This window comes from Pseudoalteromonas pernae (assembly GCF_039831865.1).
GTDB lineage: Bacteria > Pseudomonadota > Gammaproteobacteria > Enterobacterales > Alteromonadaceae > Pseudoalteromonas > Pseudoalteromonas pernae.
Window position 1 is genome coordinate 121682 of the sequence record NZ_JBDODM010000004.1, and the last position, 24841, is coordinate 146522.

The 24841-nt window shown below is 45.1% G+C and carries 22 protein-coding genes; 15 read left to right on the forward strand and 7 right to left on the reverse strand.

Features of this window, described 5'->3' with window-relative positions; translation table 11 throughout:
* Positions 1-2 precede the first annotated feature (2 nt).
* Together V1358_RS10740 and V1358_RS10745 are read left to right on the forward strand one after the other, a co-directional pair.
* Positions 3-767: a type II secretion system protein N gene (locus V1358_RS10740; protein ID WP_347393546.1), complete on the forward strand. Its 765-nt coding sequence runs from the start codon at positions 3-5 to the stop codon at positions 765-767.
* Positions 767-1369: a YecA/YgfB family protein gene (locus tag V1358_RS10745; RefSeq protein WP_347393547.1), complete on the forward strand. Its 603-nt coding sequence runs from the start codon at positions 767-769 to the stop codon at positions 1367-1369. Before V1358_RS10740 ends, V1358_RS10745 begins: the two co-directional genes overlap by 1 nt.
* Before the next feature lie 7 nt (positions 1370-1376).
* On the opposite strand, the gene V1358_RS10750 is transcribed toward V1358_RS10745, so the two are convergent.
* A complete protein-coding gene (locus V1358_RS10750) occupies positions 1377-1574 on the reverse strand; it encodes a hypothetical protein (RefSeq protein ID WP_347391278.1) in 198 nt (65 codons plus the stop codon).
* Positions 1575-1580: 6 nt separating this feature from the next.
* Positions 1581-1922 (reverse strand): hypothetical protein, encoded by a 342-nt coding sequence (locus V1358_RS10755; RefSeq protein WP_347393548.1) that lies wholly within the window; start codon positions 1920-1922, stop codon positions 1581-1583.
* Positions 1923-2143: 221 nt separating this feature from the next.
* On the opposite strand from V1358_RS10755, the gene ccoG reads away from it, so the two are divergent.
* Genes ccoG through V1358_RS10775 form a run of 4 tightly spaced genes read left to right on the forward strand, consistent with a single transcriptional unit; the run spans position 2144 to position 5857 of the window.
* Positions 2144-3577 carry a cytochrome c oxidase accessory protein CcoG gene (ccoG, locus tag V1358_RS10760; RefSeq protein ID WP_347391276.1) on the forward strand — a complete coding sequence of 478 codons (1434 nt, stop codon included), beginning with the start codon at positions 2144-2146 and terminating at the stop codon, positions 3575-3577.
* A gap of 1 nt (position 3578) precedes the next feature.
* Complete coding sequence (locus V1358_RS10765) at positions 3579-4556, forward strand: serine/threonine protein kinase (RefSeq protein ID WP_347393549.1); 978 nt, start codon at positions 3579-3581, stop codon at positions 4554-4556.
* A gap of 32 nt (positions 4557-4588) precedes the next feature.
* The gene (locus tag V1358_RS10770; RefSeq protein ID WP_347391274.1) at positions 4589-5209 is read left to right on the forward strand and encodes a thiol:disulfide interchange protein DsbA/DsbL; all 621 of its coding nucleotides are present in this window, start codon (positions 4589-4591) and stop codon (positions 5207-5209) included.
* A gap of 15 nt (positions 5210-5224) precedes the next feature.
* Entirely contained in the window at positions 5225-5857 is a 633-nt protein-coding gene (locus tag V1358_RS10775; RefSeq protein ID WP_347391273.1) for a thiol:disulfide interchange protein DsbA/DsbL, read from the forward strand.
* 49 nt (positions 5858-5906) lie between these two features.
* On the opposite strand, the gene trmA is transcribed toward V1358_RS10775, so the two are convergent.
* On the reverse strand, positions 5907-7004 hold the full coding sequence (trmA, locus tag V1358_RS10780) for a tRNA (uridine(54)-C5)-methyltransferase TrmA (protein ID WP_347393550.1): 1098 nt from the start codon (positions 7002-7004) through the stop codon (positions 5907-5909).
* Positions 7005-7153: 149 nt separating this feature from the next.
* On the opposite strand from trmA, the gene V1358_RS10785 reads away from it, so the two are divergent.
* The 5 genes from V1358_RS10785 to V1358_RS10805 all read left to right on the forward strand — a co-directional run bounded on the left by V1358_RS10785 (position 7154) and on the right by V1358_RS10805 (position 14714).
* Positions 7154-8302, forward strand: a complete 1149-nt coding sequence (locus tag V1358_RS10785) for a DUF5610 domain-containing protein (RefSeq protein ID WP_347393551.1) — start codon at positions 7154-7156, stop codon at positions 8300-8302.
* A 392-nt stretch (positions 8303-8694) separates the two neighbouring features.
* The gene (locus V1358_RS10790; RefSeq protein WP_347393552.1) at positions 8695-9750 is read left to right on the forward strand and encodes an OmpA family protein; all 1056 of its coding nucleotides are present in this window, start codon (positions 8695-8697) and stop codon (positions 9748-9750) included.
* Positions 9751-10002: 252 nt separating this feature from the next.
* Positions 10003-12600 carry a bifunctional aconitate hydratase 2/2-methylisocitrate dehydratase gene (acnB, locus tag V1358_RS10795; RefSeq protein ID WP_347391269.1) on the forward strand — a complete coding sequence of 866 codons (2598 nt, stop codon included), beginning with the start codon at positions 10003-10005 and terminating at the stop codon, positions 12598-12600.
* Between the two features lie 236 nt (positions 12601-12836).
* The gene (locus V1358_RS10800) at positions 12837-13469 is read left to right on the forward strand and encodes a 2OG-Fe dioxygenase family protein (protein ID WP_347391268.1); all 633 of its coding nucleotides are present in this window, start codon (positions 12837-12839) and stop codon (positions 13467-13469) included.
* A 9-nt stretch (positions 13470-13478) separates the two neighbouring features.
* Entirely contained in the window at positions 13479-14714 is a 1236-nt protein-coding gene (locus V1358_RS10805) for a cysteine desulfurase-like protein (protein WP_347393553.1), read from the forward strand.
* A 56-nt stretch (positions 14715-14770) separates the two neighbouring features.
* On the opposite strand, the gene V1358_RS10810 is transcribed toward V1358_RS10805, so the two are convergent.
* Positions 14771-15475, reverse strand: coding sequence for a 2OG-Fe(II) oxygenase (locus V1358_RS10810; RefSeq protein WP_347391266.1), 705 nt, complete (start codon positions 15473-15475; stop codon positions 14771-14773).
* 28 nt (positions 15476-15503) lie between these two features.
* Here V1358_RS10810 and V1358_RS10815 point away from each other — a divergent pair, with 28 nt between their 5' ends.
* Positions 15504-15905, forward strand: a complete 402-nt coding sequence (locus V1358_RS10815; protein ID WP_347393554.1) for an acyl-CoA thioesterase — start codon at positions 15504-15506, stop codon at positions 15903-15905.
* Positions 15906-15925: 20 nt separating this feature from the next.
* On the opposite strand, the gene V1358_RS10820 is transcribed toward V1358_RS10815, so the two are convergent.
* On the reverse strand, positions 15926-16843 hold the full coding sequence (locus tag V1358_RS10820) for a hypothetical protein (protein ID WP_347393555.1): 918 nt from the start codon (positions 16841-16843) through the stop codon (positions 15926-15928).
* A gap of 53 nt (positions 16844-16896) precedes the next feature.
* Positions 16897-19719 carry an excinuclease ABC subunit UvrA gene (gene uvrA, locus V1358_RS10825; protein WP_347393556.1) on the reverse strand — a complete coding sequence of 941 codons (2823 nt, stop codon included), beginning with the start codon at positions 19717-19719 and terminating at the stop codon, positions 16897-16899.
* A 260-nt stretch (positions 19720-19979) separates the two neighbouring features.
* Here uvrA and V1358_RS10830 point away from each other — a divergent pair, with 260 nt between their 5' ends.
* The 3 genes from V1358_RS10830 (at position 19980) to V1358_RS10840 (ending at position 23915) form a co-directional block, all read left to right on the forward strand.
* A complete protein-coding gene (locus V1358_RS10830; RefSeq protein ID WP_347393557.1) occupies positions 19980-21347 on the forward strand; it encodes an MFS transporter in 1368 nt (455 codons plus the stop codon).
* 20 nt (positions 21348-21367) lie between these two features.
* Entirely contained in the window at positions 21368-22039 is a 672-nt protein-coding gene (gene ssb, locus V1358_RS10835) for a single-stranded DNA-binding protein (protein ID WP_347391261.1), read from the forward strand.
* A 280-nt stretch (positions 22040-22319) separates the two neighbouring features.
* On the forward strand, positions 22320-23915 hold the full coding sequence (locus tag V1358_RS10840) for an EAL domain-containing protein (protein ID WP_347393558.1): 1596 nt from the start codon (positions 22320-22322) through the stop codon (positions 23913-23915).
* Here the strand turns inward: V1358_RS10840 and V1358_RS10845 are convergent.
* Positions 23902-24810, reverse strand: coding sequence for a 1-aminocyclopropane-1-carboxylate deaminase/D-cysteine desulfhydrase (locus V1358_RS10845; RefSeq protein ID WP_347393559.1), 909 nt, complete (start codon positions 24808-24810; stop codon positions 23902-23904). The two genes, V1358_RS10840 and V1358_RS10845, sit on opposite strands and share 14 nt — an antisense overlap.
* Between the last annotated feature and the right edge of the window lie 31 nt (positions 24811-24841).

Below are 24841 nucleotides of genomic sequence, written 5' to 3' on the forward strand. Positions count from 1 at the left end.
TCATGTCATTTAAGAAGTTGACAGCACTCGTCATTGTATTTTTCATTTGCTTTATCGGCTTTGCTATTGCTTTGTTACCCGCCTCGGTAGCGATACAGCTTGGTCAATCGCACATGCCGAAAGGCCTAAAGTTGGGCCCAGCAACAGGTTCAATTTGGCAAGGTCAGGTAAATGGAGTTCAGTATCAAGGCCAGTATTTAAGTCGCGTTAAGTGGGATATTCACCCCAGCGCTTTACTTGGCATGAAGCTAAAAGCCGATGTGATCGTTGGCAATAAACGCAACACCGGTGAAGTGTCAGCCAACGGCTTAGTCAAATACGGCTTATCTGATGGCGCGCTACAGCTCGAACATGTGCGCGCACGTGTTGCGCTGGAAACTGTTCTAAGCCAAGTAAAACTTCCAGTACCCACGGAAGCTAAAGGGCTCGTTTTTCTCGAGCTAGACACTTATGAACTCGGGCAGCCTCATTGTGGTGAAATGGCAGGTGTTATTAGCTCCGCCGACATTAACGTTAAAGGTCGCAATGGCTGGTTTAGTATTGGGGAGCTCGAAGGTGAGCTGTCATGTGTTAACGGCAGCGCGAGTGTGAAAGTGAGCAAAGAGAATTTACTGGGCCTCCAAGTTGACGCTGGGTTTAATCAGCGCGGACAATTGACAGTCGATGGTTTCATTAAACCAGACGCAAGCCTACCAAAAGATGTACATGATGCTGTGCAGTTTATTGGTAGTCAAAGCGCAGACGGTCGTTATCGGATCAGCTTCTAATGCAATCATCATTTGAAGCGCTGGAAGCTTTTTTAAATTCCAAAGTTGATGCTATGCCCTTTGCCAAGGTGAATGGATACTTGTTCGCCTTGGTATGTGCACCATCGCCCATTGAGCCTGACGATTGGTTGGCTGAGGTGCTGGGGAAAGATGCTGCGCAAACTGATGAAAGTGTGTTGTTTGCGCTCATGAATCTCCATCACCATGTGAGTGAGCAAGTGTACGACATAGGCTTCAATTTACACAAATCGGTGCCACTGAATGCCAGTTGGCAAGATAACTTGGCGAGTAATAGTGCGATTAGTCTCTGGGCGAGTGGTTTTAATCTGGGTGTGAGCCGATACATTGATACTTTACTTAGCGCCGAAGCGTTGGAAGCTGAGACCAAAGAAATGCTAAGTCAGGCTATTTTAGTGCTTGGTCTGTTTAGCTCAGAATCTGACTTTGTTGCACTGGCACAGGCAAATGCCCAGAATGAACAGCAATTCCATGACCAAGTGCTGGATATGATGGGGGATTTTAGCTTGGGTTTTGCAGATTTGATTGAGATCTCAGCCGTGCAAAGCGGTTTATTTGATGAAGAAGAGCAATGGCAGGAGTAACCTGCCTCTAGCCTAGTTGCAGTAGAATGTCAGTGCAGCCATGAGCACATCTAGCGCGCGCGAGTCCAGGCTCATCCAATACCAATTTGATATCTGTGTTGCACTTCTCACACGGCACTTTTTTTCCCTGCGATAGTTGTTTAAGTAAACGCTTTTGCAATGCAAAAGAGTCTGCTTGCTTTTTGTTGATGGCTGAAAAATCCATGGTTATCTAATGTGTTTTAGCTAGCAAGTCACATACTTGGCGCAGGTCATCACCAAAGAAATATTCGTTCAGCGCCGGGGTTTTACAGTACTTAGCTTCCCATCTGTACATTTCTCTCACTGATTGGAAGTTTGCTTCTAAATGCTTCAATTGTTCATCAGTAAAGCTCATAGACTCTTTTATTGCTTTCAAGGCTCTTGTAGCTTTAACCTCTGTGTTTACTTTACTTGAGTCACTTAGGTTAGACATGACCGTATTAAAAATTTTATCTCTCGGTTCCTTAATTATGGGATGATCTATGCTGAGTAAGGCATATACGACAATTACAAATAACAATAGCTTCTTCATAGATAAACCTTGATCTAGATAGCGTTGGATACGCGCTTAGTTTAGTAAACTCTTTGTTTTAAAAGCAAGTGACACTTACGGTTAGGCAAATATAAGGTGTATGCGTACATCATTTTCACCTGTGACTTGGTATAATTGCCATCAGTATGCAGTCAGCTTTGGTTTAATTGTACCCAAAAAGATATTTTTGGCTAGAATATCAGTGGCGTTGAGGAAGAAAGATGGATAACGAGCAGCGTATCAAGGTAAAAAACATACCCAGTGAAGTGAAAATAGAAAAGCCATCTGGGGCCGAATACGACAGATTTAACCCGCGCAATCGTATCTATGTCAGGGCCGTCAAAGGGTTGCATCAGTTGTTGAGGCAGCGTATCGGTCTAGTGGGTATGTTAGCATTCATGTTGTTGCCTTGGATAAACTACAATGGCCAACAAGCAGTCTTGTTCGATATCTTTAATCAGCAATTTACTATCTTCGGCCTTACTTTTTGGCCTCAAGATTTAACCATCCTTGCATTTATCTTCATGATTGCAGCCTTTGCGTTGTTCTTAGTCACGACATTCTACGGTCGCGTTTGGTGCGGTTACACCTGCCCGCAGACCGTGTGGACATTCATCTTCATTTGGTTCGAAGAAAAATTCGAAGGTTCGGCAAACCAAAGGAAAAAGCTTGATCAAAGACCGATGGACTTTGATAAGTTTTGGCGAAAAAGTGCCAAGCACGGCAGTTGGATTTTATTTTCTTTATACACAGCGATTAGCTTTGTCGGCTACTTCACACCGATGCGTGAGCTGATTTTAGATGTAGTGACATTTTCTGTTGGCGGCTATGCACTTCTCAGTATTGTGGTCTTTACCTTGTGCACATATGGCAATGCGGGCTGGATGCGCGAAATCATGTGTTTGCATATTTGTCCTTATTCTCGTTTCCAATCAGCGATGTTCGACAAAGATACCTTTACAGTAAGTTATGACGCCACACGAGGTGAAAGCCGAGGACCACGTGGCCGTAAGCAAGATCCTAAAGAACTGGGTCTTGGTGATTGTATCGACTGTAATTTGTGTGTTCAGGTGTGTCCTACCGGTATCGATATACGCAATGGCCTGCAATACGAGTGTATCAACTGCGGTGCTTGTATTGATGCCTGTGATGGGGTGATGGATAAGATGAATTACCCCAGGGGCCTTATTTCATATACTACGGAGCGCAACCTTGAGGCGTCAGCGGAGAAGACCAAGCCAATTCGCGGCAAGTTAATCGGCTATTCGGTCATTCTATTAGTGCTCATTGGTGCTTTAGGCGCCAATATCGCGATGCGAGTGCCCATGGATTTAGATATTATTCGCGATAGAAATCAGCTTTTTAGAACAGACGTCAATGGTCTGGTAGAAAACACTTACACTTTGAAAGTCATCAATAAAGCGCAGGTTGTGCAAGACTTTACCGTTGAAATAGAAGGATTGGAGCATTATCAAGTTATTGGCAATCTGGAGTTTTCTGTCGGGCCTGGTCGCTCTCACAATGTGCCTTTGTCAGTTGTTATCGACCCTTATGATTTGAAAAAGCCACTGACTGAATTTGAATTCGTTCTTTACCCAACTGCGGATCCTGAGTCAAAGATCAGACAAAGCAGTAATTTCATCAAAGGACGCTAGGGTGAGTGAGTTTAGTTTTGCGTCATTAACACCCGATACGATATTGGATGCTCTGGATAGCGTGGAGGTGTATGCCGAGTCTGGCTTACTAGCACTGAATAGCTATGAAAATCGCGTTTATCAGTTCATGGCTGAAGATAAACGTAGGTACGTGGTGAAGTTTTATCGGCCTGAGCGTTGGAGCAACGAACAAATACTCGAAGAGCATGCTTTCAGCGCTGAGTTAGGTGATGCTGATGTGCCCGTGGTCGCGCCACTCGCCATTGATGGTAGAACTTTGTTTGAACATCAAGGATACAGATTTACGTTATTCCCGAGTGTCGGCGGCCGCCAATTTGAAATGGATAATTTGGATCAGCTTGAGCAGCTTGGTCGTTTGATTGGGCGCATGCATAAGGTTGCCCAAGCCAAATCATTCCATGAGAGACCAACCTTAGGCTGTGATGAGTATTTGCATCAAGCGCGTATTCATTTAGCGCAAAGTAATTTGGTCAGTGATGCGATGTCAGTGCCGTTTTACACTGTGCTCGATCAAGTTATCGACAAAGCTAGCAAATTGTATAAGGGAGTTGATACTATCCGATTGCATGGTGATTGCCATGCGGGCAACATATTGTGGTCAGCGGATAACACTCTGACCTTTGTCGACTTGGACGATAGCCGACAAGGGCCTGCCATTCAAGATTTGTGGATGATGTTAAGTGGCGACCGGCAAAATCAGTTACTGCAACTGGATACCTTGGTTGGTGGCTATGAAGAGTTTGCTGATTTCGACCACAGTCAGTTGCCATTGATTGAGCCTCTGCGTGCTATGCGCATGGTGCATTACATGGGCTGGATTGCAAAACGTTGGAGTGATCCAGCATTTGAACGGAACTTTTCATGGTTCGCGCAAGACAAATACTGGGAGCAACAAACGTTAGCGCTCAAAGAGCAGCTCGCTGCACTTGATGAAGCACCGTTAAAGCTGATGCCCTAAAGAAGTAACACAGGATTTCTTAAGAGACGATTATGATAAAAACACTAAAACGTTCGTTAATTTTACTTTGTTTACCGCTTGCAGCGTTTGCCGCTGACTTTAAAGCGGGTGAGCATTATCAGGTTTTAGAAACTCAAGCATCAAGTAATGATAAAGTAACGGAATTTTTCTCGTTCTACTGCCCACATTGCTACAAATTAGAGCCAGTGGTTGGCGCGCTAAAATCGTCATTACCTGAAGGGGTGCCTTTGGAAAAGAGCCATGTAAACTTTCTTCGAATTGATAAAGAAGCCCAAAACCGTTTAACGACGGCTTACCTTGTTGCTCAGCAAGAAGGCAAAGGCGAGCAAGTGGCTGCCGCTATATTCGATAGCATCCACCGTTTACGTGAGCCTTTGCAAACGCAAGAATCAGTTGAGATGCTATTAACAAGCCAAGGCATCAGTGCAGAGCGCTATGCAATGTTAGCTAGCAGTATGCCTGTATTGACGGGTGAAAAAGATGCGATTGAAAGCCAAGAGGCATTCACACAACTAGGTGCATTGACAGGCGTGCCAACAATTATCGTAAACGACAAGTACAAAGTGCTTGTGCACACGATGAAGTCACAGCAAGAGCTCAATGAACTTGTAAATCATTTATTAGAAAAATAATTTGGAGTCTTAGGTATGAAGAAGTTTATTGCTGCTGCCATGATGGCCTTGGCTTTGCCATTAAGCGCGTTTGCAGCCCAATTCGAAGAAGGAACTCACTATGAAGTTGTTTCTGACCGCGCTAGCCGTAAGCCTGAGGTTAAAGAGTTCTTTTCTTTTTATTGCCCAGCGTGTAATGCCTATGAAGGTCTATTGGTGGATGTAAAACCAAAGATTGATGGCGAAGTTGAATTCAAACGCAGCCACGTTAACTTTATGGGTGGGCGTAGTGCCGAAAACCAAGATATGCTTTCTCAAGCACTGGCCACTGCGAGTGTATTACCAGAGAAAGAGCAGCTAGTGTCTGCTATTTTTAGTCACATTCACACTAAACGCGCAAAGTTTAATGAAGTTGCGGATGTGAAAGATATCTTTGTTGCCAATGGTGTTGATGCAGAGAAATTTGATAAATTATTCTCAGGCTTTGCGGTGCGCACTAAGGCGTCAAAAATGCAACGCGATCAGGAATACTTTAAAGAGAAAGGCGCGCTCAAGGGCGTACCAACATTCATTGTTAACGGTAAATATCGTTTGATTCTTGGCCGAGAGTCTGGCGTTACTGAACCAGATGATATCGCTGCATTGATCAACTTTTTAGCAAAAAAATAAGTTAATTCAGACTCAAAAAAACCGCATCTAAGATGCGGTTTTTTTATGCTTACTTGCGAGTAAGATACACACCAGATTCAACATGATGGGTGTAGGGGAACTGATCAAAAATAGCAAACTGAGAAACATTATGGGTTTGCGTGAGCAAGTCTAGGTCGCGCTCCAGTGTTTCAGGATTACATGAGATGTAAATGATATTGTCGTATTCACTGGTCAGTTTGCACGTCAGTTCGTCCATTCCTGCTCGCGGCGGGTCGACTAAAATAGTTTGGCAGTCATAACTGTGCAGGTCGATGTCACCGAGGCGAGAGAACGTCCGTTCTTTACGCATTGCTTGCGTAAATTCTTCGCTGCTCATGCGGATGATGTCTAAGTTCTCAACTTTGTTTGCGGCGATGTTAAATTGCGCTGATTTAACTGAAGATTTTGAGATCTCTGTGGCCAGCACACGATTAAAGGACCCCGCAAGGGCGATGGAGAAATTACCGTTGCCACAATATAATTCGAGCAAATCATTTTTTAGCGGTGCACAAATATCTTGCGCCCACGCGAGCATTTTCTCGTTCACCTTCGCATTAGGCTGGGTAAAGCTGTTCTCAACTTGCTGGTAGGTGTATTGCTGACCATTCACAGATAGTTGCTCAACCACATATTCATTACCTAACACATGCTTTTGTTTTCGCGCTCGGCCGATAAGTTCGACATTAAACGTTTGTTGCAAGTGTTGTTGCAATAACTTCGCTTGTGCAAGCCATTGCTCATCGAGTTGCTTGTGATAGAGCAAGCTGATCAGTGCGTTGCCGCTTAGTGTCGTGAGGTAGTCAATTTGGAATAACTTACGGCGCAATATTTCATTGTCTTTTAGCTGTTTGATCATTTCAACCATAAGGGCATTGATTAATTCTGCACCTGGGTCAAAGCTATCTACACGCACTTTTTCTTTGGTCTCTTGGTTGAACATGATGTGGTACAACTCATCGCCATCATGCCAAACTCGGAATTCTGCTCGCTGGCGATAGTGGATAGGCTCAGACTCAAATACTTCTAAGGTTTTCACACCAAAGCGCGCAAATTGCGCGTTAATTCGTTGCGCTTTTTCTGCTAACTGCTGTTCGTACACTGACGTGTTGATTTTAATAACTGGCATGAAGACCCCTACAAATTTTAATGCGCCGCTATTTTAGGAGGCTGCAAATAATTGTCCAGTCACAATAGTGAATTATTTGCTCGTTTTTTCTACAGTTTTGTCAATGTCTGCCGATATACTAAGTATATATTCTCTAAAAGGAGCGCGGCATGCTGCCTGTTGCAGGCGATGCCTCTGATACCATTATGAAAGTTAATGATACAAATCAATGGTTTAATCCAGCAAGCAAAGGCTTGGAGCAGAGCAAAGGCAAAATGAGTCCAACCGCACTCAGCCAACTTGCGAAATTAGATAGTTATTTTGGCAGCCATCGTCAGATCGGTGCAAAAGTGCTAGAAGATAAGTTTGCGCAGGCTCTCGGCATCGAACCTGTATCAAAAAAAGAAAGCAAGCCGTTGTTTGACTTTGAAGCTATTGTCAAAAATGTACTGCAGTTTGTCACAGGGGCGGTCAAAAAAGCCAAAGCAGACGGCGCATCCGATGATAAGTTAACCGAGATGCTCGAACAAGCTCGTAAAGGCGTGCAAATGGGGGTTGACGATGCGACCTCTGAGTTAGATGAGTCAGGCTTATTGAATGACGAGATAAAAGAAGGCATCGCCAAGTCAAAGGATGGCATTTACTCTGGCTTAGATGAATTTGAAAAGTCATTGTTCGGTGAACCTGAGAGCAAATCTGTGCAGGTTAGCGAAGCGCAATTCATGAGCTTAACTAATAACGCTGAATATCGTTTTACTACCGCACAAGGTGATGAAGTCATCATTAGCCTAGATCACAATTATAAAGCGGGTGAGGCGGCATCCACTGCTCAGGGTGACAAAGGGCAAAGTGGGTATGCGTACTCTAATTATGAGCAACGCGACGTGTCGTTCACTTTGACTGTTAATGGCGAGCTTGATGAAGGTGAGAGAGAAGCGGTAAATAATATGATGGGACAACTCCAAGATGTGAGTGAATCCTTTTTTAGCGGCCAGTATGACGAAGCATTTAACAAGGCCGGTCAACTCCAACTGGGCTCTGAACAGTTGGTCGCTTTTTCTATGGACTTAACGCAGACCAAGACTCGTGCTGCAATCCGTGAGTACGAAAGTGTAACGCCAGCAAAGGAAATCGCTAAAGAGCTGCAACCTTTCAATGACAAATTGAAAGAAGCTTATACTAAAGCAGGCGAACTAGGGCTTCATAACGAAATATCGGGATTACTGCTTTGGCTAAATCAGGACAAGGAGAAAAATGAAGTGCAGGCCTTCATTGACTATAGCCAAGCACTATTTTCTAAGTTAGATGAGTTATTGTAGGGTTAACCCCTATTTGATTTGTATAAACTAAAGCACTCTGCAAGAGTGCTTTTTTTACGCATAAGGTGTTTCTGTTTTTAATACATTAATACGAAAATCAGCTTATATTCAGCAAGATAATAGTTTAATATATCGTTCCTGATTGGAGGATGGTGAATTTATCCAATTAGTCTACACTGTAGTATGTGAAAGACTGTTAGCGCGGATCTTGACCTGGCGGGAATAATGTAACCGCCTGCGATAAAACCAAAAAATGTCGGCTGATGGGATTATTTAAATTGGAATGTTTTTGAGTAAGAGCGCGAATTCACTCTTACTTGGCGCACAGGATTGCTGCCAAAGTACAGCAACTGTGTGTTTGACTAATAATCGTAAAAATGGGATGGAAACTAATGAAAATCAAATCACTTTCTGCTGCTATCGTTTTGGCAATGACATCAACTGCTGCTGTTGCTGATGAACAGAAAAATCCTCAACATGGCCTGCATATCGGTGTATACGGCGATTACTTTTGGGCTGACTGGGACGATCCTCAAGGCGCGAGTTACTCATCTCCTCAGAATCCTTTAGAGTTAGGGGAATCTCTAGGTTATGGTGCTGAAGTCGGCTATCGCTTTAATGAATACTGGACAGCACGTCTTAATTTCACAGCACTCGAGTTAGACAAGGAAAACACAGATAATCATAAAACAGGTGAGCGTTGGGGTGGTGATGTCCTTATCCACTTCAATGATTCTATCTACGGCATCATCGGTGCGAAAAAATTTGATGTTTTCGACGATTTCAATGCGGCAAACCTAGGTTTAGGCTTCCGTAATCACTTGAATTACAATTGGGCGTTTTATGGCGAAGCCATGTATTATGAAGGCTTGAACCAAAACCACTCTGACTTTGGCTTGAAAATGGGCCTGAGCTATCACTTCGGTAAAAAGCCTGAGCCAGTTGTAGAGCCAGCGCCAGTTGTTGTGGCAGAGCCAAAAGACTCAGATAACGACGGCGTAATTGACTCTAAAGATAACTGTGCAAACACACCTATGACCGATGCGGTTGATGCATACGGATGTACGCGTTATATGGAAAAAGGCGATAAAGTGAGCCTGATGGTTAAGTTCCCTCACGATGGTTCGGCTGTAGATGAGCGCTATTTCGACGGCATCCAAAAAGTTGCTGACTTCATGGTTAAATACCCGCAAACTGAAGTGTTACTTGAAGGTCATGCTTCAGCAGTGGGTGATGCAGGCTACAACAAAACACTTTCTAAGAAACGTGCTGATAAAGTAGCGCAAAAACTAATTGAAGATGGTATTTCAGCGTCACGCGTTGAAACCGTTGGTCTAGGTGAAGAGCGTCTTCTTAATCCTGCGAATACAAAAGAAGCACATGCGGAAAACCGTCGCGTTGAAGCGCATATTTCTGTGAAAGAGCGTGTAGCTATCAAACGTGACTAATTTTAACTAGTCCGTATAAAAAGCCCGGCACTCGCCGGGCTTTTTGCAAATAATTCTTAATTAACATTCACAATTCTTTACTTTATTAAACAGCTACATTCACCATATTTATAATGACTATTTTGCGGTTAGGCAAAAGGGTTAATTTTCTTCTATCTTTAAAGCCTTTATAATTGCTACCGTGTCAAATTTCTATAAGTGGGCCGAGCAAAAGAGTGCCGCCTGCTTTCACGTCACCAAGAGGGCATAATTGTGCTTCAAGAATATCGTAAACATGTTGAAGAGCGTGCAGCCCAAGGTATTGTGCCTGCACCACTAGATGCGCAGCAAACTGCTGACCTTATCGAATTAATTAAAAACCCACCGGCGGGTGAAGAAGAGTTCATTCTTGACCTTCTCGTTAACCGTGTACCGCCAGGTGTTGATGATGCTGCATACGTAAAAGCTGGTTTCTTAGCTGCGGTAGCAAAGGGTGAAGCTCAGTCACCATTAATCAATAAAGAAAAAGCGGCTGAACTACTTGGTACTATGCTTGGTGGTTATAACATCGAGCCGATGATTGCATTACTTGACGATGAAGAAGTCGCGCCAATCGTTGCAAAGGGTCTTTCACACACCCTGCTTATGTTCGATGCATTCTACGATGTAGAAGAAAAAGCAAAAGCGGGTAATAAGTTTGCGCAGCAAGTTGTTGAGTCATGGGCAAATGCTGAGTGGTTCCTAGAGAAGCCTCAGGTTCCTGAAAAAATTTCAGTAACTGTATTCAAAGTAACAGGCGAAACAAACACTGATGATTTATCACCAGCGCCTGATGCTTGGTCACGTCCTGATATCCCACTTCACGCACTAGCTATGCTGAAAAATGAGCGAGATGGTATCAACCCAGACAAAGCGGGTGAAGTTGGTCCTATTACACAACTTGAAGAGCTTAAAACAAAAGGCCTTCCACTGGCATACGTAGGCGATGTTGTAGGTACGGGTTCATCACGTAAGTCAGCAACTAACTCTGTGCTTTGGTTCATGGGTGATGACATTCCATTCGTACCAAATAAGCGCGTTGGCGGTGTGTGTCTTGGTGGTAAGATTGCACCTATTTTCTTCAACACAATGGAAGATTCAGGTGCTCTACCTATCGAGTTAAACGTTGAAGACATGAACATGGGTGACCAAATCGACATCTTCCCTTACGAAGGTGTTGTTAAGCGTCACGGTACAGATGAAGTGATTTCTACGTTCAAGCTAAAGTCTGACGTAATCCTAGACGAAGTTCGTGCTGGTGGTCGTATCCCACTGATCATCGGTCGCGGTCTAACTGATAAAGCTCGTGCATCATTGGGTATGGAAGCTGAAGATATCTTCCGTAAACCTGCTCTAGTAACCGATTCTGGCAAAGGCTTTACACTTGCTCAGAAGATGGTTGGTAAAGCATGTAATATGCCTGGTGTACGCCCTGGCCAATACTGTGAGCCGAAAATGACCACTGTTGGTTCGCAAGATACCACAGGCCCTATGACGCGTGATGAGCTGAAAGACCTAGCCTGCCTTGGTTTCTCTGCTGATTTAACAATGCAGTCATTCTGTCATACATCTGCGTATCCTAAGCCGATCGATGTGAAAACGCACCACACACTGCCTGATTTCATCATGAACCGTGGCGGTGTATCGCTACGCCCAGGTGATGGTGTAATCCACTCATGGCTTAACCGTATGCTTTTACCTGACACTGTAGGTACAGGTGGTGACTCGCATACTCGTTTCCCTCTAGGTATCTCATTCCCTGCAGGTTCGGGTGCAGTTGCATTCGCAGCGGCAACAGGTGTTATGCCATTGGATATGCCTGAATCAGTATTAGTACGTTTCAAAGGTGAAATGCAACCAGGTATCACACTACGTGACCTTGTACACGCAATCCCTTACTACGGTATTAAGCAAGGCCTTCTTACTGTTGAGAAGAAAGGCAAGATCAACGAATTCTCTGGTCGTGTACTAGAAATTGAAGGTGTTGAGCACCTTACTGTTGAGCAAGCATTCGAGCTCTCAGATGCATCAGCAGAGCGTAGTGCTGCAGGTTGTACTGTAAAACTAAGCAAAGAGTCTATCGCAGAATACCTTGAGTCTAACATTGTTATGCTTAAGTGGATGATCGCTGAAGGCTATGGTGATGTGCGCACAATCGAGCGTCGTATCAATGCGATGCAAGAGTGGTTGGCGAATCCAGAACTAATGGAAGCTGACGCTGACGCTGAATATGCACACGTAATTGAAATCGACCTAGCGGACATCAAAGAGCCAATCCTATGTGCGCCAAATGATCCAGATGATGCACGTCTTCTATCAGATGTTACTGGTGAGAAGATTGACGAAGTATTCATCGGTTCATGTATGACTAACATTGGTCACTTCCGTGCGGCAGGTAAATTACTAGACAACTTTGGCGGTCGTTTGCCAACTCAACTATGGGTTGCACCACCAACGAAGATGGATAAAGATCAACTTACTGACGAAGGTTACTACGGTATCTTTGGTCGTGTAGGCGCGCGTATCGAAACTCCAGGATGTTCTCTGTGTATGGGTAACCAAGCACGTGTTGCTGATAAAGCAACGGTTGTTTCTACCTCAACACGTAACTTCCCTAACCGTTTAGGTACAGGTGCAAATGTATTCCTAGCATCTGCTGAGCTTGCCGCTGTAGCAGCAATTCTAGGTAAACTACCTACACCTGCGGAATACCAAGAATACGCTGAGAAAATCAACGCAACAGCGGCTGATACTTACCGTTACTTGAACTTCCACAAGATGCCTCAATACACTAAGAAAGCGGATAACGTAATAATCCAGCAAGCTGTGTAACACACGCATTTTGATAAAAGCCCACACCACATGGTGTGGGCTTTTTTATGCGCATACAGTCACTATAGTAAAAATTGTTTCTATCAAAACTTAGTGAATGGAAATATGTAGCTGTAATTTTCATTAATTTGGTTTGTTAATGCAATTTATGTGTAATTTGGTGCATAAATGAAATCAACTCTGCTATGAAAATAGCTTAAGATCCCCGCGAATTTTATACTCTAGGCAGGATCTTTATGACTTCGTTAAATAACCAGAATCTTCTGCAACTTCGTTTCATTGATCAATCGCATATCGACGCAGTTAAGCCTTCTTTTGACCATCTTCCAGACAACCCATATGCAGATGGTGCATTCCGTAAGCGTCGTTACTCTGTGATTAAAGTTGAGCAGGGTGAGCTAAAGCTTCAGCCTACTAAAGCATTCGTGCAAGACGACTCGATTAATACCTTTCAAGGCAATATTGAGCGCACATATGAAAATCTCGATGCAGACCTTCTTGCTACAGATGGCATGAAACGCATCGTGGCTGAGTTTATCTCTATGACGGGCATTGAAGCTGACAGAAATATCGAAATCCACCAATTCCGTATGTTAGCCATTGAAAGTGATACGCCGCCAGCGCCTGAAGGTATTCACCAAGATGGCTTTGACCATGTGTGTGTGGCAGGTGTTTCTCATGAAAACATTGCCGGTGGGGAATTGCTTGTGTATGAACACAAAGAAGCTAAACCGTGTTTCAAGATGGAAATCAAAGACGGTATGTTCGCGCTAATCGACGATCGCCAAGTGTGGCATAATGCAACGCCGATGAATAAGCTTGATGCGTCTAAGCCGGGTTATCTAGACTGCTTCGTGCTTACAGCTTAAGGAAAAACAATGAATTTATCCGCATTACGTAGCCAATTCCCAGCATTGATGCAGAAGGTTGATGGCGCCGCGCCTATCTTCTTTGATGGTCCTGGCGGCGCACAGGTGCCGCAAAGCGTACTTGAAGCAATGTCAGCATACTTGGGTTTTTACAATTCAAACCTGGGTGGTGCGTTTTTCTCTAGCGATAAAACAGTAGCGGTAATGGGCGAGGCGCGCCAAGCTATCGCTGATTTACTAAATAGCCCAAGTGCTGATCAGATCGTGTTTGGTGCTAACATGACCAGCCTCACATTCAGCTTCAGCCGTGCAATTTCACGTCAGTGGCAGGCGAACGATGAAATTATCGTCACCAACGCTGATCACTACTCGAACGTTTCCTCGTGGCGCCAAGCCGCTGAAGACAAGGGAGCGACTGTTCACGCACTGCGCATCAATGAAGAAGATTGTACCTTGGACATGGCGCATTTTGAGTCACTCTTAAATGCCAATACTAAGCTGGTGGCAGTGACTTACGCATCGAACACCACGGGCTCGATTAATGATGTTAAGCGCATGATCGAAATGGCTCATCAATATGGTGCATTGGTTTACGTCGACGCAGTTCATTATGCGCCGCATGAGCTAATTGATGTGCAAGATTTAGATTGTGATTTCCTCGCGTGTTCAGCGTATAAATTTTTTGGACCACACGTCGGCATTGTCTATGGTAAGCGTGAACACTTAGAAGGTTTCACACCTTACAAGGTTGAACCAGCGAAAGACGTCGTACCGGGTCGTTGGGAAACGGGTACGCAGAGCTTTGAGGGTCTAGCTGGTGTAGTGGCTGCTGTAGAATATATTGCGTCGCTCAGTGAGCTAGATGCAAGTCACGCTCGTCGTGAGCGCTTAGAAGCTGCATTTACTAACAGCAAGATGCATGAAATGGCGCTGAGCAAGCATTTTCTTTCGCGTCTCAAAGAGTTTCCCCAGATTAAATTATTCGGTATCACCGATGAATCACGTTTAGCTCAGCGTACGCCTACCTTTGCGCTGACGTTCGAAGGGCTGGAACCACGCCAAGTTTCTGAGTTTCTTGGCAAGCATCATGTCTGTGTCTGGGATGGTAACTTTTATGCGCAAGGCTTGTGTGAGCAACTTGGCGTAATGGATAAAGGTGGTGTGGTACGTATCGGTTGTATGCATTACAACACCATTGAAGAAATTGACCGTTTGTTTGAGCTATTTGCCCAGTTACTCGGCTAATCTTCTTCGCGTTAAAAAGGCTGCAACTGCAGCCTTTTTTGATCTTTTCCACGTGTCTACTTAGTTGGCTGGCCGTAGATTTGTTCAGCACGATTGAAAAGTACCCATGAAGTCAGAATGTACTTATCATTTGAGAGTGGTTTATTACCGCGATGAGTATGTGTGAAGTAAGCAGGGGCAATCACCATAGTGCCGCGTTTTGGCGCAATTTTCTTATTTTGATAGAAAAACTCAGTCTCACCGCCTTCACTCACATCATTTAGATAAAACATGAACAAAAGTACACGATGTAAAGCTTCATTGTGGCCAGCTTGTGGGTATACCTCACTGTGCCAATACGGATAACCACCTTTGTTTATTTCATATTTCTGCGCTTGAATACTGCCTAGGCGATAAAGTTGCTGCATCAGTGTGCCAAGCTGAGGTACCGCCACTTCAGCAAAGTTTTCTTGGGTCAGTGCTACAGGCTTGCCTGTTTTAGGGTGGAAAACTTGTAGGCCGAAAGCGCCTATCATCATAAATAAATGCTCTTCAACGTAACGCATCACGTGCTGTGCGGTCACTTGTTGAATATGCTGTAAAGGTTGTTGGTATTCAGGGTGCGCATTTAGGTAAAGGTCGCTGCTGTCTTTTTTGCTTAAGTCGACACCACCCGATGTTGTGCCTTGCTTCAAATGCGGGCTTTGTTCAAACATGTCGATAAACTGACTACAAAAAGTGTCACTAAGCGCGTTATCATAAACGCCAATAAAGTCTGTCATGACTTCAACCTTATCTATTGGAATTATTATGCTTATTGAAAAAGTTCAGCCCCGATTTAGCGAAACCGATGTTCTCGGGCATATAAACAATACCGTACTACCGGTGTGGTTTGAAGCCGCCCGCACGCCTATTTTTAAAATCTTTACACCGGACCTTAATCCACATCAATGGCGCTTAATTGTCGCTAAGGTGGAAGTGACGTTTTTGGGGGAGCTTTTTTACGGTCAGGAAGTGGAAGTTAAAACCATGATAGAGCGCATCGGCTCAAGTTCCTTTGTTATTAAGCAACAAGCTTGGCAGCATTGCCAGTGTTGCGCTGAAGGTAAAACCGTTATGGTGCGCTATAACTTTGAAAACAAAGCGTCACAAGCACTCAGTGACGATGAAAAAACGCAACTTTCGGCATACTTAGAAGAAGCTCAGTCATAGAGCTTCTTGTTGTTGAATCGTTATTGTGGAAATGCCGCAGAGATGCACTTTTTCACTTCAAAGCGAATGCCGTATGGCGCGCTTTCATCTTCGAATAACTCGACGATTTCATAGTCATTCAATTCTACCACTTTGCTGTTGTCACTTTTGGCGCAGCGTGAGTAATTGTCTGCCTCCAAGTGATACGCAAATTGCGCAATAAGCACTTTGATTAGTTTATCAGAGCTGTCATTTTGCGCACCAACGGTGACTTCAAATTGCTTTTGCTTGCGCGAAGCCTCTTCCTCAGTGCTTTCTTGGGGTTGCATCCCTCGCTCAAAACTATCATTCAATTGCGCCATTGCGTCACCCGCATTGTCAAAATCGCCACTGGCTACAAACAAGTTCAAGGTTGTAATAAAGCAAAGAATAAAGCGGGCAAGGGCCGTTAAGATAGGCCGTTTGGTATTATCCATTAGGGTGATGCCAAAGCGCTGAAAGGGCTTGAACAACAATAAAAACAAGACATAGAGCGGAAGTACCAACTGTAAAAGCAATAAGGCGATTACAGAAAGCAGCAGCATCCAGCTTGGTAAGAAAAGTAAGATTGCGAAATTATGGGTGTAATCGAAATGCTGCGCATCGACGCCTGTCACCTCATTGACAGTACTCGCCGCAGTGGCAAGGACAAAGTTCGTTATCGTGGCATAGAAAAGCAGTAAAATGGCTTTACCTGGGAGGGAGTGAAACAGGGTTAAAAAGCGCGGCCAAAACTCAATGACTAGTGCGGTTACAGTTAATAGCATGGTCATCCAGACGCTCACTGGGTATACCATCAGTGCAACAGTGTACAAGCGCTGAGCGAGGGTTAAAGAGTGCCAAAAGCCATCAAACCCTTGCCTAGTGCTTCTTGCTTTACGCGCTATTTTCGCTTTAAGGCGCAATATGGGGGCAGTCATGATAAGTCTGAATATAGGTGTTATTTATTCAGACTTTACCCCCAATATGGCATTTATGCCAATAATGGCTTTAGGTAGTGTCCGGTGTGAGAGCGGCTATGTTCTGCTACTTCTTCCGGTGTCCCGGCTACGAGTATTTCACCGCCGCCGCTACCACCTTCTGGTCCTAAATCGACAATCCAATCTGCTGTTTTGATCACATCAAGGTTGTGTTCAATCACCACGATGGTGTTGCCGTGATCGCGCAGGCGATGCAAAACGACCAACAATTGTTGAATATCGTGGAAATGCAAACCTGTTGTTGGCTCATCTAAGATGTACAGTGTTTTACCTGTGTCGCGTTTCGATAGCTCGCGCGCTAACTTAACACGCTGCGCTTCACCACCTGATAGTGTGGTGGCGGCTTGACCAAGGCGAATATAAGACAAGCCTACATCCATCAAGGTTTGCAATTTACGATTAATTGCAGGAATAGCGTCGAAGAATGAGCGGGCATCCTCCACGGTCATCTCTAACACTTCATGGATATTCTTGCCCTTGTAGAGTACTTCCAAGGTTTCTCGGTTATAACGTTTACCTTGGCATACATCACAGGGTACATACACGTCCGGTAAAAAGTGCATTTCTACTTTGATTACACCATCGCCTTGGCAGGCCTCACAGCGGCCACCCTTGACGTTAAAGCTAAAGCGACCAACTTTGTAACCACGCGAGCGTGATTCTTGTGTGCCTGCAAATAGTTCACGAATAGCTGTAAAAATGCCCGTATACGTTGCTGGATTAGAGCGTGGTGTACGGCCGATTGGGCTCTGATCGATGTCGATCACTTTATCGAAATGCTCTAGCCCCTTGATTTCTTTGTGTGGAGCAGGCTCAACAGCGGTGGCGCCGTTAAGCACTGTGTGTGCTACTTTGAACAGGGTGTCGTTAACCAATGTCGATTTCCCTGAACCGGATACACCGGTGATACAGGTCATCAGTCCAAAAGGAATACGCAAATCAACGTTTTTAAGGTTGTTACCTGTGGCGCCAAAAAGCTCTAACCATTTGTCATTGGTTGGATGGCGCTGTTTTGGTACTTCAATCGCCCTTACACCACTTAAGTATTGGCCAGTCAGTGATTCTGGATTGTTCATAATGTCGTCGCGCGAACCTTCAGCGACCACGTAGCCGCCATGCACGCCTGCTCCGGGACCAATGTCGATAATGTAGTCTGCAGCGCGAATTGCATCTTCATCGTGCTCAACCACTAACACAGTATTACCCAGATCACGCAAGCGAGTCAGGGTTTGCAGTAGACGGTCGTTGTCGCGCTGGTGTAAACCAATCGACGGTTCATCGAGCACGTACATCACGCCAACAAGGCCAGCACCAATTTGGCTAGCTAAGCGAATACGCTGTGCTTCACCGCCCGACAAGGTATCTGCGCTGCGCTCAAGTGATAAATAGTTCAAGCCAACATTAACCAAAAAAGACAGGCGGTCACGAATTTCTTTGAGGATTTTATCGGCGATTTTCGCTTTTTGACCCGTAAATTCAAGATTGTCAAAATAATCAAACGCTTGACCAATACTCATTACCGTCACTGCAGGTAAGTTGGTGTCGTCGATAAATACATTTCGTGCTTCTTGTCGTAAGCGTGAACCACTACAACTTGGGCACGCTTGCGAGGTTTGATATTTGGCAAGCTCTTCACGAACAGAGTTCGATTCTGTCTCATGGTAACGGCGTTGCATATTGTTTAGCACGCCTTCGAATTCATGGTTGCGAGTGATCAAATCGCCACGGTCATTGCGGTAATTAAATGCAATTTTTTCGCTGCCAGAGCCTTCAAGCACTACTTTTTTGGCTTCTTCACTCAGCTCTTGGAATGGTGTTTCCAAATTAAATTGGTAGTGCTCAGCCACCGATTGCAGCATCTGGAAATAGTAAAAACTGCGTTTATCCCAGCCCTTTATCGCTCCGCCAGCAAGGCTCAGCTCAGGATTGTGCACTACGCGATGGGGATCGAAGTATTGGCGAACACCTAGGCCATCACAACTTTGACACGCACCTGCTGGGTTGTTAAATGAAAACAGGCGAGGTTCAAGCTCGCTCATTGCGTAACCACAGCTTGGACAGGCAAAATTGGCCGAGAAAACTAACTCTTCATTGAGTGAGTCATCCATTGCGGCTATCTGTGCAACACCGCCAGATAGCTCAAGCGCGGTTTCAAAGGATTCGGCCAGGCGCTGTTGTTGGCCTTCTTTGACTTTGAAGCGGTCAACGACCACTTCAATGGTGTGTTTTTTATGTAACTCAAGAGTTGGCGGATCCGACAAGTCGCAGACCTCGCCATCGATACGAGCGCGGATATAGCCCTGTGCTGCAAGTTGCTCAAGTAGCTTAACGTGTTCACCCTTACGGTTTTTCACCACCGGCGCAAGCAACATCAACTTGCTGCCCTCCGACAACGCTAGCACTTGGTCAACCATCTGGCTGATGGTTTGTGCAGCAAGCGGTAAATCATGGGTTGGACATCGAGGTTCACCGACTCGGGCGAACAACAAACGCAAATAATCGTATATCTCAGTAATCGTACCTACGGTTGACCGCGGGTTATGAGAAGTCGATTTCTGCTCAATCGAAATTGCCGGAGACAAGCCTTCAATATGGTCAACATCAGGCTTTTCCATTAAAGATAAAAACTGGCGTGCATACGCAGAAAGAGATTCCACGTAACGACGTTGCCCTTCAGCGTACAAAGTATCAAACGCGAGAGATGATTTCCCCGAGCCAGAAAGGCCCGTAATGACGATCAATTTATCCCGAGGGATGGTAAGGTTGATGTCTTTGAGGTTATGGGTGCGTGCACCACGAACTTCTATATTATCCATTCTCCGCCTATTACCCGAGCTACTAAATAACGCACAAGTATCGCATATTTAACCATCGTTTAGCGACCACCTTAGTGCTTATATTTCTAAACCCTAGTTCTATGTTAGAGGATGGCGCCAGGATCACTTTATGTGGATAACTAACAGAATTTATCTCGGTTAATCACAGTGAATTCACTCCCGACAATGTCCCAATCAAGGGGGAGTGTGTTATCATCGCCGGCCAAGATAATTTTGTTCCTGCTGATTGTATTTGTGTCATGTCTGCATCCCAATTAAACAGTGTTGAAAAGCGCGCGGCGGTATCACTTGCGAGTGTGTTTGCGTTTCGTATGCTTGGCCTTTTTATGCTTATGCCTGTGCTGGCTATTTATGGGCAAGAGCTCTCAGGCTTCTCGCCTATGTGGATTGGCCTAGCAATCGGTGCTTATGGCCTAACTCAGGCTTTGCTGCAGATCCCAATGGGTTGGTTGTCTGACCGCTTTGGCCGTAAACGTATCATTATTGCTGGTCTCATTGTGTTTGCCATTGGCTCTGTGGTGGCTGCATTAGCTGAGTCAATGTACATGCTCACCTTTGGCCGAGCCTTACAAGGTATGGGGGCGATTGCCAGCGCATTATTGGCCTTGGCAGCCGATCTCAGCCGTGACGAGCAACGACCCAAAGTAATGGCGGTGATCGGCATGAGCATAGGGATGAGCTTCGCAATAGCCATGCTTATGGGGCCTATGATTGCAGCCAGCCACGGTGTTGCGGGAGTTTTTTGGCTAACAGCCGCGTTAGCTTTAGTCGGTATTGGAATTGTGATTTGGTTCGTACCCAATGCCGTGCGCCGTGCGCCAAAAGGTGAAACTAGTGTCACCCTGGCTGATGTCGGCAAGCTTGTTCGTAATTCAGATCTAGCTCGTTTAGATTTAGGTGTGCTGTTTTTACACCTTACCTTAACGACCATTTTCGTTTCATTACCCATGCAATTGATTAGTGATGGCTTGGCCGCAGATAAGCATTGGCAGCTTTATATTCCAGTGTTTATTTTGTCATTTGTGCTGATGGTGCCGATGATGATTTTTGCGGTTGCCAAACAAAAAGAAAAGCCATTGTTTTTAGCCGCGATTTTAATGTTGATAGTCAGTATGTTGGGCCTAGTTGCTGGTGCAAATTCTGTGTATCTGATTGCCGTGTGTATGGTGATTTATTTTGTTGCCTTTAATTTCTTAGAAGCCACCATGCCTGCACTGGTTTCGCGCCAATCACCAGCAAATCAGAAGGGTTCAGCGATGGGCGTGTTCTCTTCTTCGCAATTCCTAGGGGCATTTCTAGGTGGTATTTTGGGTGGTTTCGTAGCCCAGAGAACGAGCCCTGAGATGGTGTTTGCGGCAGCAGCTATGGTTGGGGTAATATGGTTTGTCATTGCTGTAAAAATGCGAGTGCCGCCGCGTAGTAAAATAATCAGTTTGCTTAGCGAAGTGAGTAGCGAACGAGATGCACAACAATTAGCGGCGCGATTAGTAGAATTACCCGGGGTATTGGAAGCTACCGTAGTCTGTGATGAAAATCGCAGTTACCTTAAGGTTGATGATAAAAAATTTGATTTAAAGACGGCGCAACAGCTTGTCGTCTCAGCGTAGAAAAGTAGGAGTATAAATCCATGGCGCGCGGTATTAATAAAGTAATTTTAGTGGGCAACTTGGGCCAAGACCCAGAAGTTCGCTACATGCCAAACGGCAATGGCGTTGCTAACATTAGCATCGCGACCAGCGACAGCTGGAAGGATAAAAACACAGGTCAAATGCAAGAGCGTACAGAATGGCACCGCGTTGTGTTGTTCGGCAAGCTTGCAGAAGTGGCTGGCGAATATTTACGTAAAGGCTCACAAGTTTACGTTGAAGGTAAACTGCAAACCCGTAAGTGGACTGATCAAAGCGGTCAAGAAAAATACACGACAGAAATCGTCGTTGACGGTTTTGATGGCAAAATGCAAATGCTTGGCGGTCGTGGTGAAGGCCAAAGTGCTCCGCAAGGCGCTCCGCAGGGTGGCTACCAAGGTGGTCAAAGTGCACAACCACAAGCAAGCCAACAGAGCGGCTTCAGTGGCGGCAACCAAGGCCAGCAACAAGGTGGCTACGGTCAATCACAACAAGGTGGTTATGCGCAGCAAGGTAATCAAGGTATGGGTCAACAAAACCAAGGTGGCTATGGCAACCAGCAAGCAGGTCACCAAGGCGGTGGTTTCGCACCTAAGCCTCAAAGCGCACCTCAAGGCGGCGCATCTAACCCAATGGAACCGCCAATTGATTTTGACGACGATATTCCGTTCTAAGCTAGACACCTAGCGTTTAGATATTGAAAGCCCAGTTTTGTACTGGGCTTTTTTGTGTTGGTATCTTGGCATTGCCATATTAGTTTTACACAAGCACAAAACTCCCAAGTTGCTAGTCTTTTTTGAAAACAATTGTAGAGGCAACAAAGCTTGTTGAATTACCATGCTTTTCTCTTGCAGCGCCCATGATATGGGGCTTTTTTATTTATCCAAACTTGAGCAACTGGTTTTCTTGGACAACACTTTATGTATGTTGAAAGGGCTGTAATTGGATTGCGCATTGGCGATTTTAGGGAAGTATCAAAAGCTTGTTATTACCACCACACTGGGAATGTGTGGGGTTATCTTGATCAATGCTTTATTGGTGTGGGCATTATTGCAACAGCGCCAATCCGAGCTTCACTCTTTAGGTACACAAGTTAATCAGATCGGCAGCGTCAATGAGCGGGTCATGTCAACGCTATTAGCGCCCTACGGCTTAACCCTCAAACCACAAAACGACAGCTTTATAGTGTCAGTGCCGCTTACATTACGTACAGATACGGGTCAATTGAATGTATATAGCTCGCCGCTTTGGTTGAGTAATAGTCATTGGTTTTTAGCTATCAATACGCTTCTACTGATTTTTTTCTGGCGTTCTATCCAATTAACGCGGCAACAACTACTAGAAGTGAAGCGCACTAAACAGAGCAAGCGGCTACCATCGCCCGTAAACGAGAATATTTTTGGTGGATTGCCGCCGTATCAAAGCATCTTTGCGATTGTGCATTGTCATCGCCTGAGCTCAGTAGCATCAGGTGTGGCGAGTTTACTTGAAGCATTATTGCAGGAGCGCTTGGAGCATCAGCAACGGGTGTCAGTCAAAATTCTTAATTCGGGTTCGTTTGCGATTACAGTCAAAGAAGTTCGCGTGAAGCAACTCGAAGAAAAGCTGCAATCCTTCAATGAACTGGTACTTGGGTGTTGCCGAAGTCTGTTACCAGAATTGAGCGAGGGGGATGTGAAAATCGGCGTATGTAATTACCGCTCAGGTGCAGACCAAGCAGTGGTATACCAGCTCACTCAATCAGCGCTAGCACTTGCGAAACAAAGCGAGCATAAACATTGCTATCGTATCCCCTTTAGCCACAATCATTCGATGCTACTTGCCGCTAAATCTTGTTCTTTGGTTGAGGCCGTGAAGAATAATCAGTTCGTCTGCTTTTTCCAGCCTGTGTTTGATTTGAACAACGATGAAATCCTGCATCACGAAACATTGCTACGTATCCGTCACCCTCAGTTAGGGTTGATTTCACCGGAATATTTACTCAGTCATGATGCTTCAGAAGGTACCTCGCGCAAAGTCGATGAAGCGGTACTGAGTCGACTCGATAAAATGCTAACAAATGAAGAGTTACAAGCAGGTGTGAGTGTGAATATTCAACCCAGTGCCTGGTTGGACGATAACTTCTGGCCGAAGTTGATGTCTTTCTTAGGCGATCATCCCCGAGTAACACTCGAATGTCCAGCGAGCTTATTGGCAAAACAACCGAACTTAATAGTCAAGCGCCTCAGTGATCCTGTGTTGCAAGTACAGGGGGTTATAATTGATCAGTTAAGTCGATGGCCCGCCGATGCGTTGAAGCAGGTGCCAGTGCGCATCAAAGCCATTAAACTTGCCAGTGAATTGGTTTCGCACATAGACACAGACAAACATATTCAACGGCGAGTGCTGACTTATGTTGCGCACGCTCATCGTATCGGCGTGCCTATTTATGCTGTGGGTATTGAACGCCAGCAGCAAGTAAACGTGTTAAAACAGCTCGGTATTAGGGGCGCGCAAGGCTTCTACTTCACAGGCACGATGAACCAAATCAGTGTGTTTAACTCGCATTAATTAATTGGCGATACCTTAGTCCATCTTTTCCTTGTAACCCCCCAGTGTGCACAGCGATTATCTGGCTGCCTGCGGGGAAATACCCCTGTTCTATTAGTTGCCACAACGCATACATCATCTTACCACTGTATATAGGCTCCAGCGGCAAGTGATGGGTGCGGTACATCCATTGGCAAAATTCCCAAAGCGACGAACTGAATCGACCGTAGCCGCCATCGTGATAATTCGTCATTAGTCGCCAATCACAGATGGGCTGTGGTGCTAATGCGTTTATTTGTGGCACTAGGTATTGTGCTTCTTTCAAAACGGCAATGCCTAAGACTTGCTTACGCGTATGCCCTGTGATTAATCCGGCAAGTGTACCGCCACTGCCTGTTGGACAAAGTAAATAATCATGTTCGGGCAAACTCACAGCGAGCTCGTTAACGCCTTTTAACGCAGCCTTATTGGTGCCGCCTTCCTCGAGGATGTATGCGTTAGGGTAGGTGGTATGTAGTTGCTCAAGATAGCTTGGGTCATGGCGTTGACGATAATCGATGCGACTCACTGGGTGTAGCTGCATACCACATGCGCGGGCAAATCGAATCGTGGGGTTGGACTCGTCTAAAAACGGCCCTCGCACGATGGCGCGGGTTGGGATTTTAAATATCTTTCCTGCCGCAGCGGTGGCATAGAGATGATTGGAAAAAGGTCCACCGAAGGTGAGTAGCTCAGATTTATCAGAGCTTGCGAAGGCAGCTAGATTGTACTTGAGCTTACGCCATTTATTACCGTGAATGATCGGATGGAGTAAATCGTCACGTTTAATACTGACCGAGATCTGCATTTTTTCTATAAGCGGATCATGCAGTTGCATAATGGGTGACTCGGGTATTGTATTTGGTACAATGTTCATAAATGCAATACGCTTTAGTGCCTGCAATGAC

Bases quoted from the DNA above. Each gene is read 5' to 3' on its own strand.
- V1358_RS10755 (WP_347393548.1), bottom strand. From the start codon at position 1,922: ATGAAGAAGCTATTGTTATTTGTAATTGTCGTATATGCCTTACTCAGC.
- V1358_RS10745 (WP_347393547.1), top strand. From the start codon at position 767: ATGCAATCATCATTTGAAGCGCTGGAAGCTTTTTTAAATTCCAAAGTT.
- V1358_RS10805 (WP_347393553.1), top strand. From the start codon at position 13,479: ATGAATTTATCCGCATTACGTAGCCAATTCCCAGCATTGATGCAGAAG.
- uvrA (WP_347393556.1), bottom strand. From the start codon at position 19,719: ATGGATAATATAGAAGTTCGTGGTGCACGCACCCATAACCTCAAAGAC.
- V1358_RS10820 (WP_347393555.1), bottom strand. From the start codon at position 16,843: ATGACTGCCCCCATATTGCGCCTTAAAGCGAAAATAGCGCGTAAAGCA.
- V1358_RS10800 (WP_347391268.1), top strand. From the start codon at position 12,837: ATGACTTCGTTAAATAACCAGAATCTTCTGCAACTTCGTTTCATTGAT.
- V1358_RS10775 (WP_347391273.1), top strand. From the start codon at position 5,225: ATGAAGAAGTTTATTGCTGCTGCCATGATGGCCTTGGCTTTGCCATTA.
- V1358_RS10750 (WP_347391278.1), bottom strand. From the start codon at position 1,574: ATGGATTTTTCAGCCATCAACAAAAAGCAAGCAGACTCTTTTGCATTG.
- V1358_RS10815 (WP_347393554.1), top strand. From the start codon at position 15,504: ATGCTTATTGAAAAAGTTCAGCCCCGATTTAGCGAAACCGATGTTCTC.
- V1358_RS10810 (WP_347391266.1), bottom strand. From the start codon at position 15,475: ATGACAGACTTTATTGGCGTTTATGATAACGCGCTTAGTGACACTTTT.
- V1358_RS10785 (WP_347393551.1), top strand. From the start codon at position 7,154: ATGCTGCCTGTTGCAGGCGATGCCTCTGATACCATTATGAAAGTTAAT.
- ssb (WP_347391261.1), top strand. From the start codon at position 21,368: ATGGCGCGCGGTATTAATAAAGTAATTTTAGTGGGCAACTTGGGCCAA.
- V1358_RS10790 (WP_347393552.1), top strand. From the start codon at position 8,695: ATGAAAATCAAATCACTTTCTGCTGCTATCGTTTTGGCAATGACATCA.
- V1358_RS10740 (WP_347393546.1), top strand. From the start codon at position 3: ATGTCATTTAAGAAGTTGACAGCACTCGTCATTGTATTTTTCATTTGC.
- V1358_RS10845 (WP_347393559.1), bottom strand. From the start codon at position 24,810: ATGAACATTGTACCAAATACAATACCCGAGTCACCCATTATGCAACTG.
- trmA (WP_347393550.1), bottom strand. From the start codon at position 7,004: ATGCCAGTTATTAAAATCAACACGTCAGTGTACGAACAGCAGTTAGCA.
- V1358_RS10770 (WP_347391274.1), top strand. From the start codon at position 4,589: ATGATAAAAACACTAAAACGTTCGTTAATTTTACTTTGTTTACCGCTT.
- V1358_RS10830 (WP_347393557.1), top strand. From the start codon at position 19,980: ATGTCTGCATCCCAATTAAACAGTGTTGAAAAGCGCGCGGCGGTATCA.
- ccoG (WP_347391276.1), top strand. From the start codon at position 2,144: ATGGATAACGAGCAGCGTATCAAGGTAAAAAACATACCCAGTGAAGTG.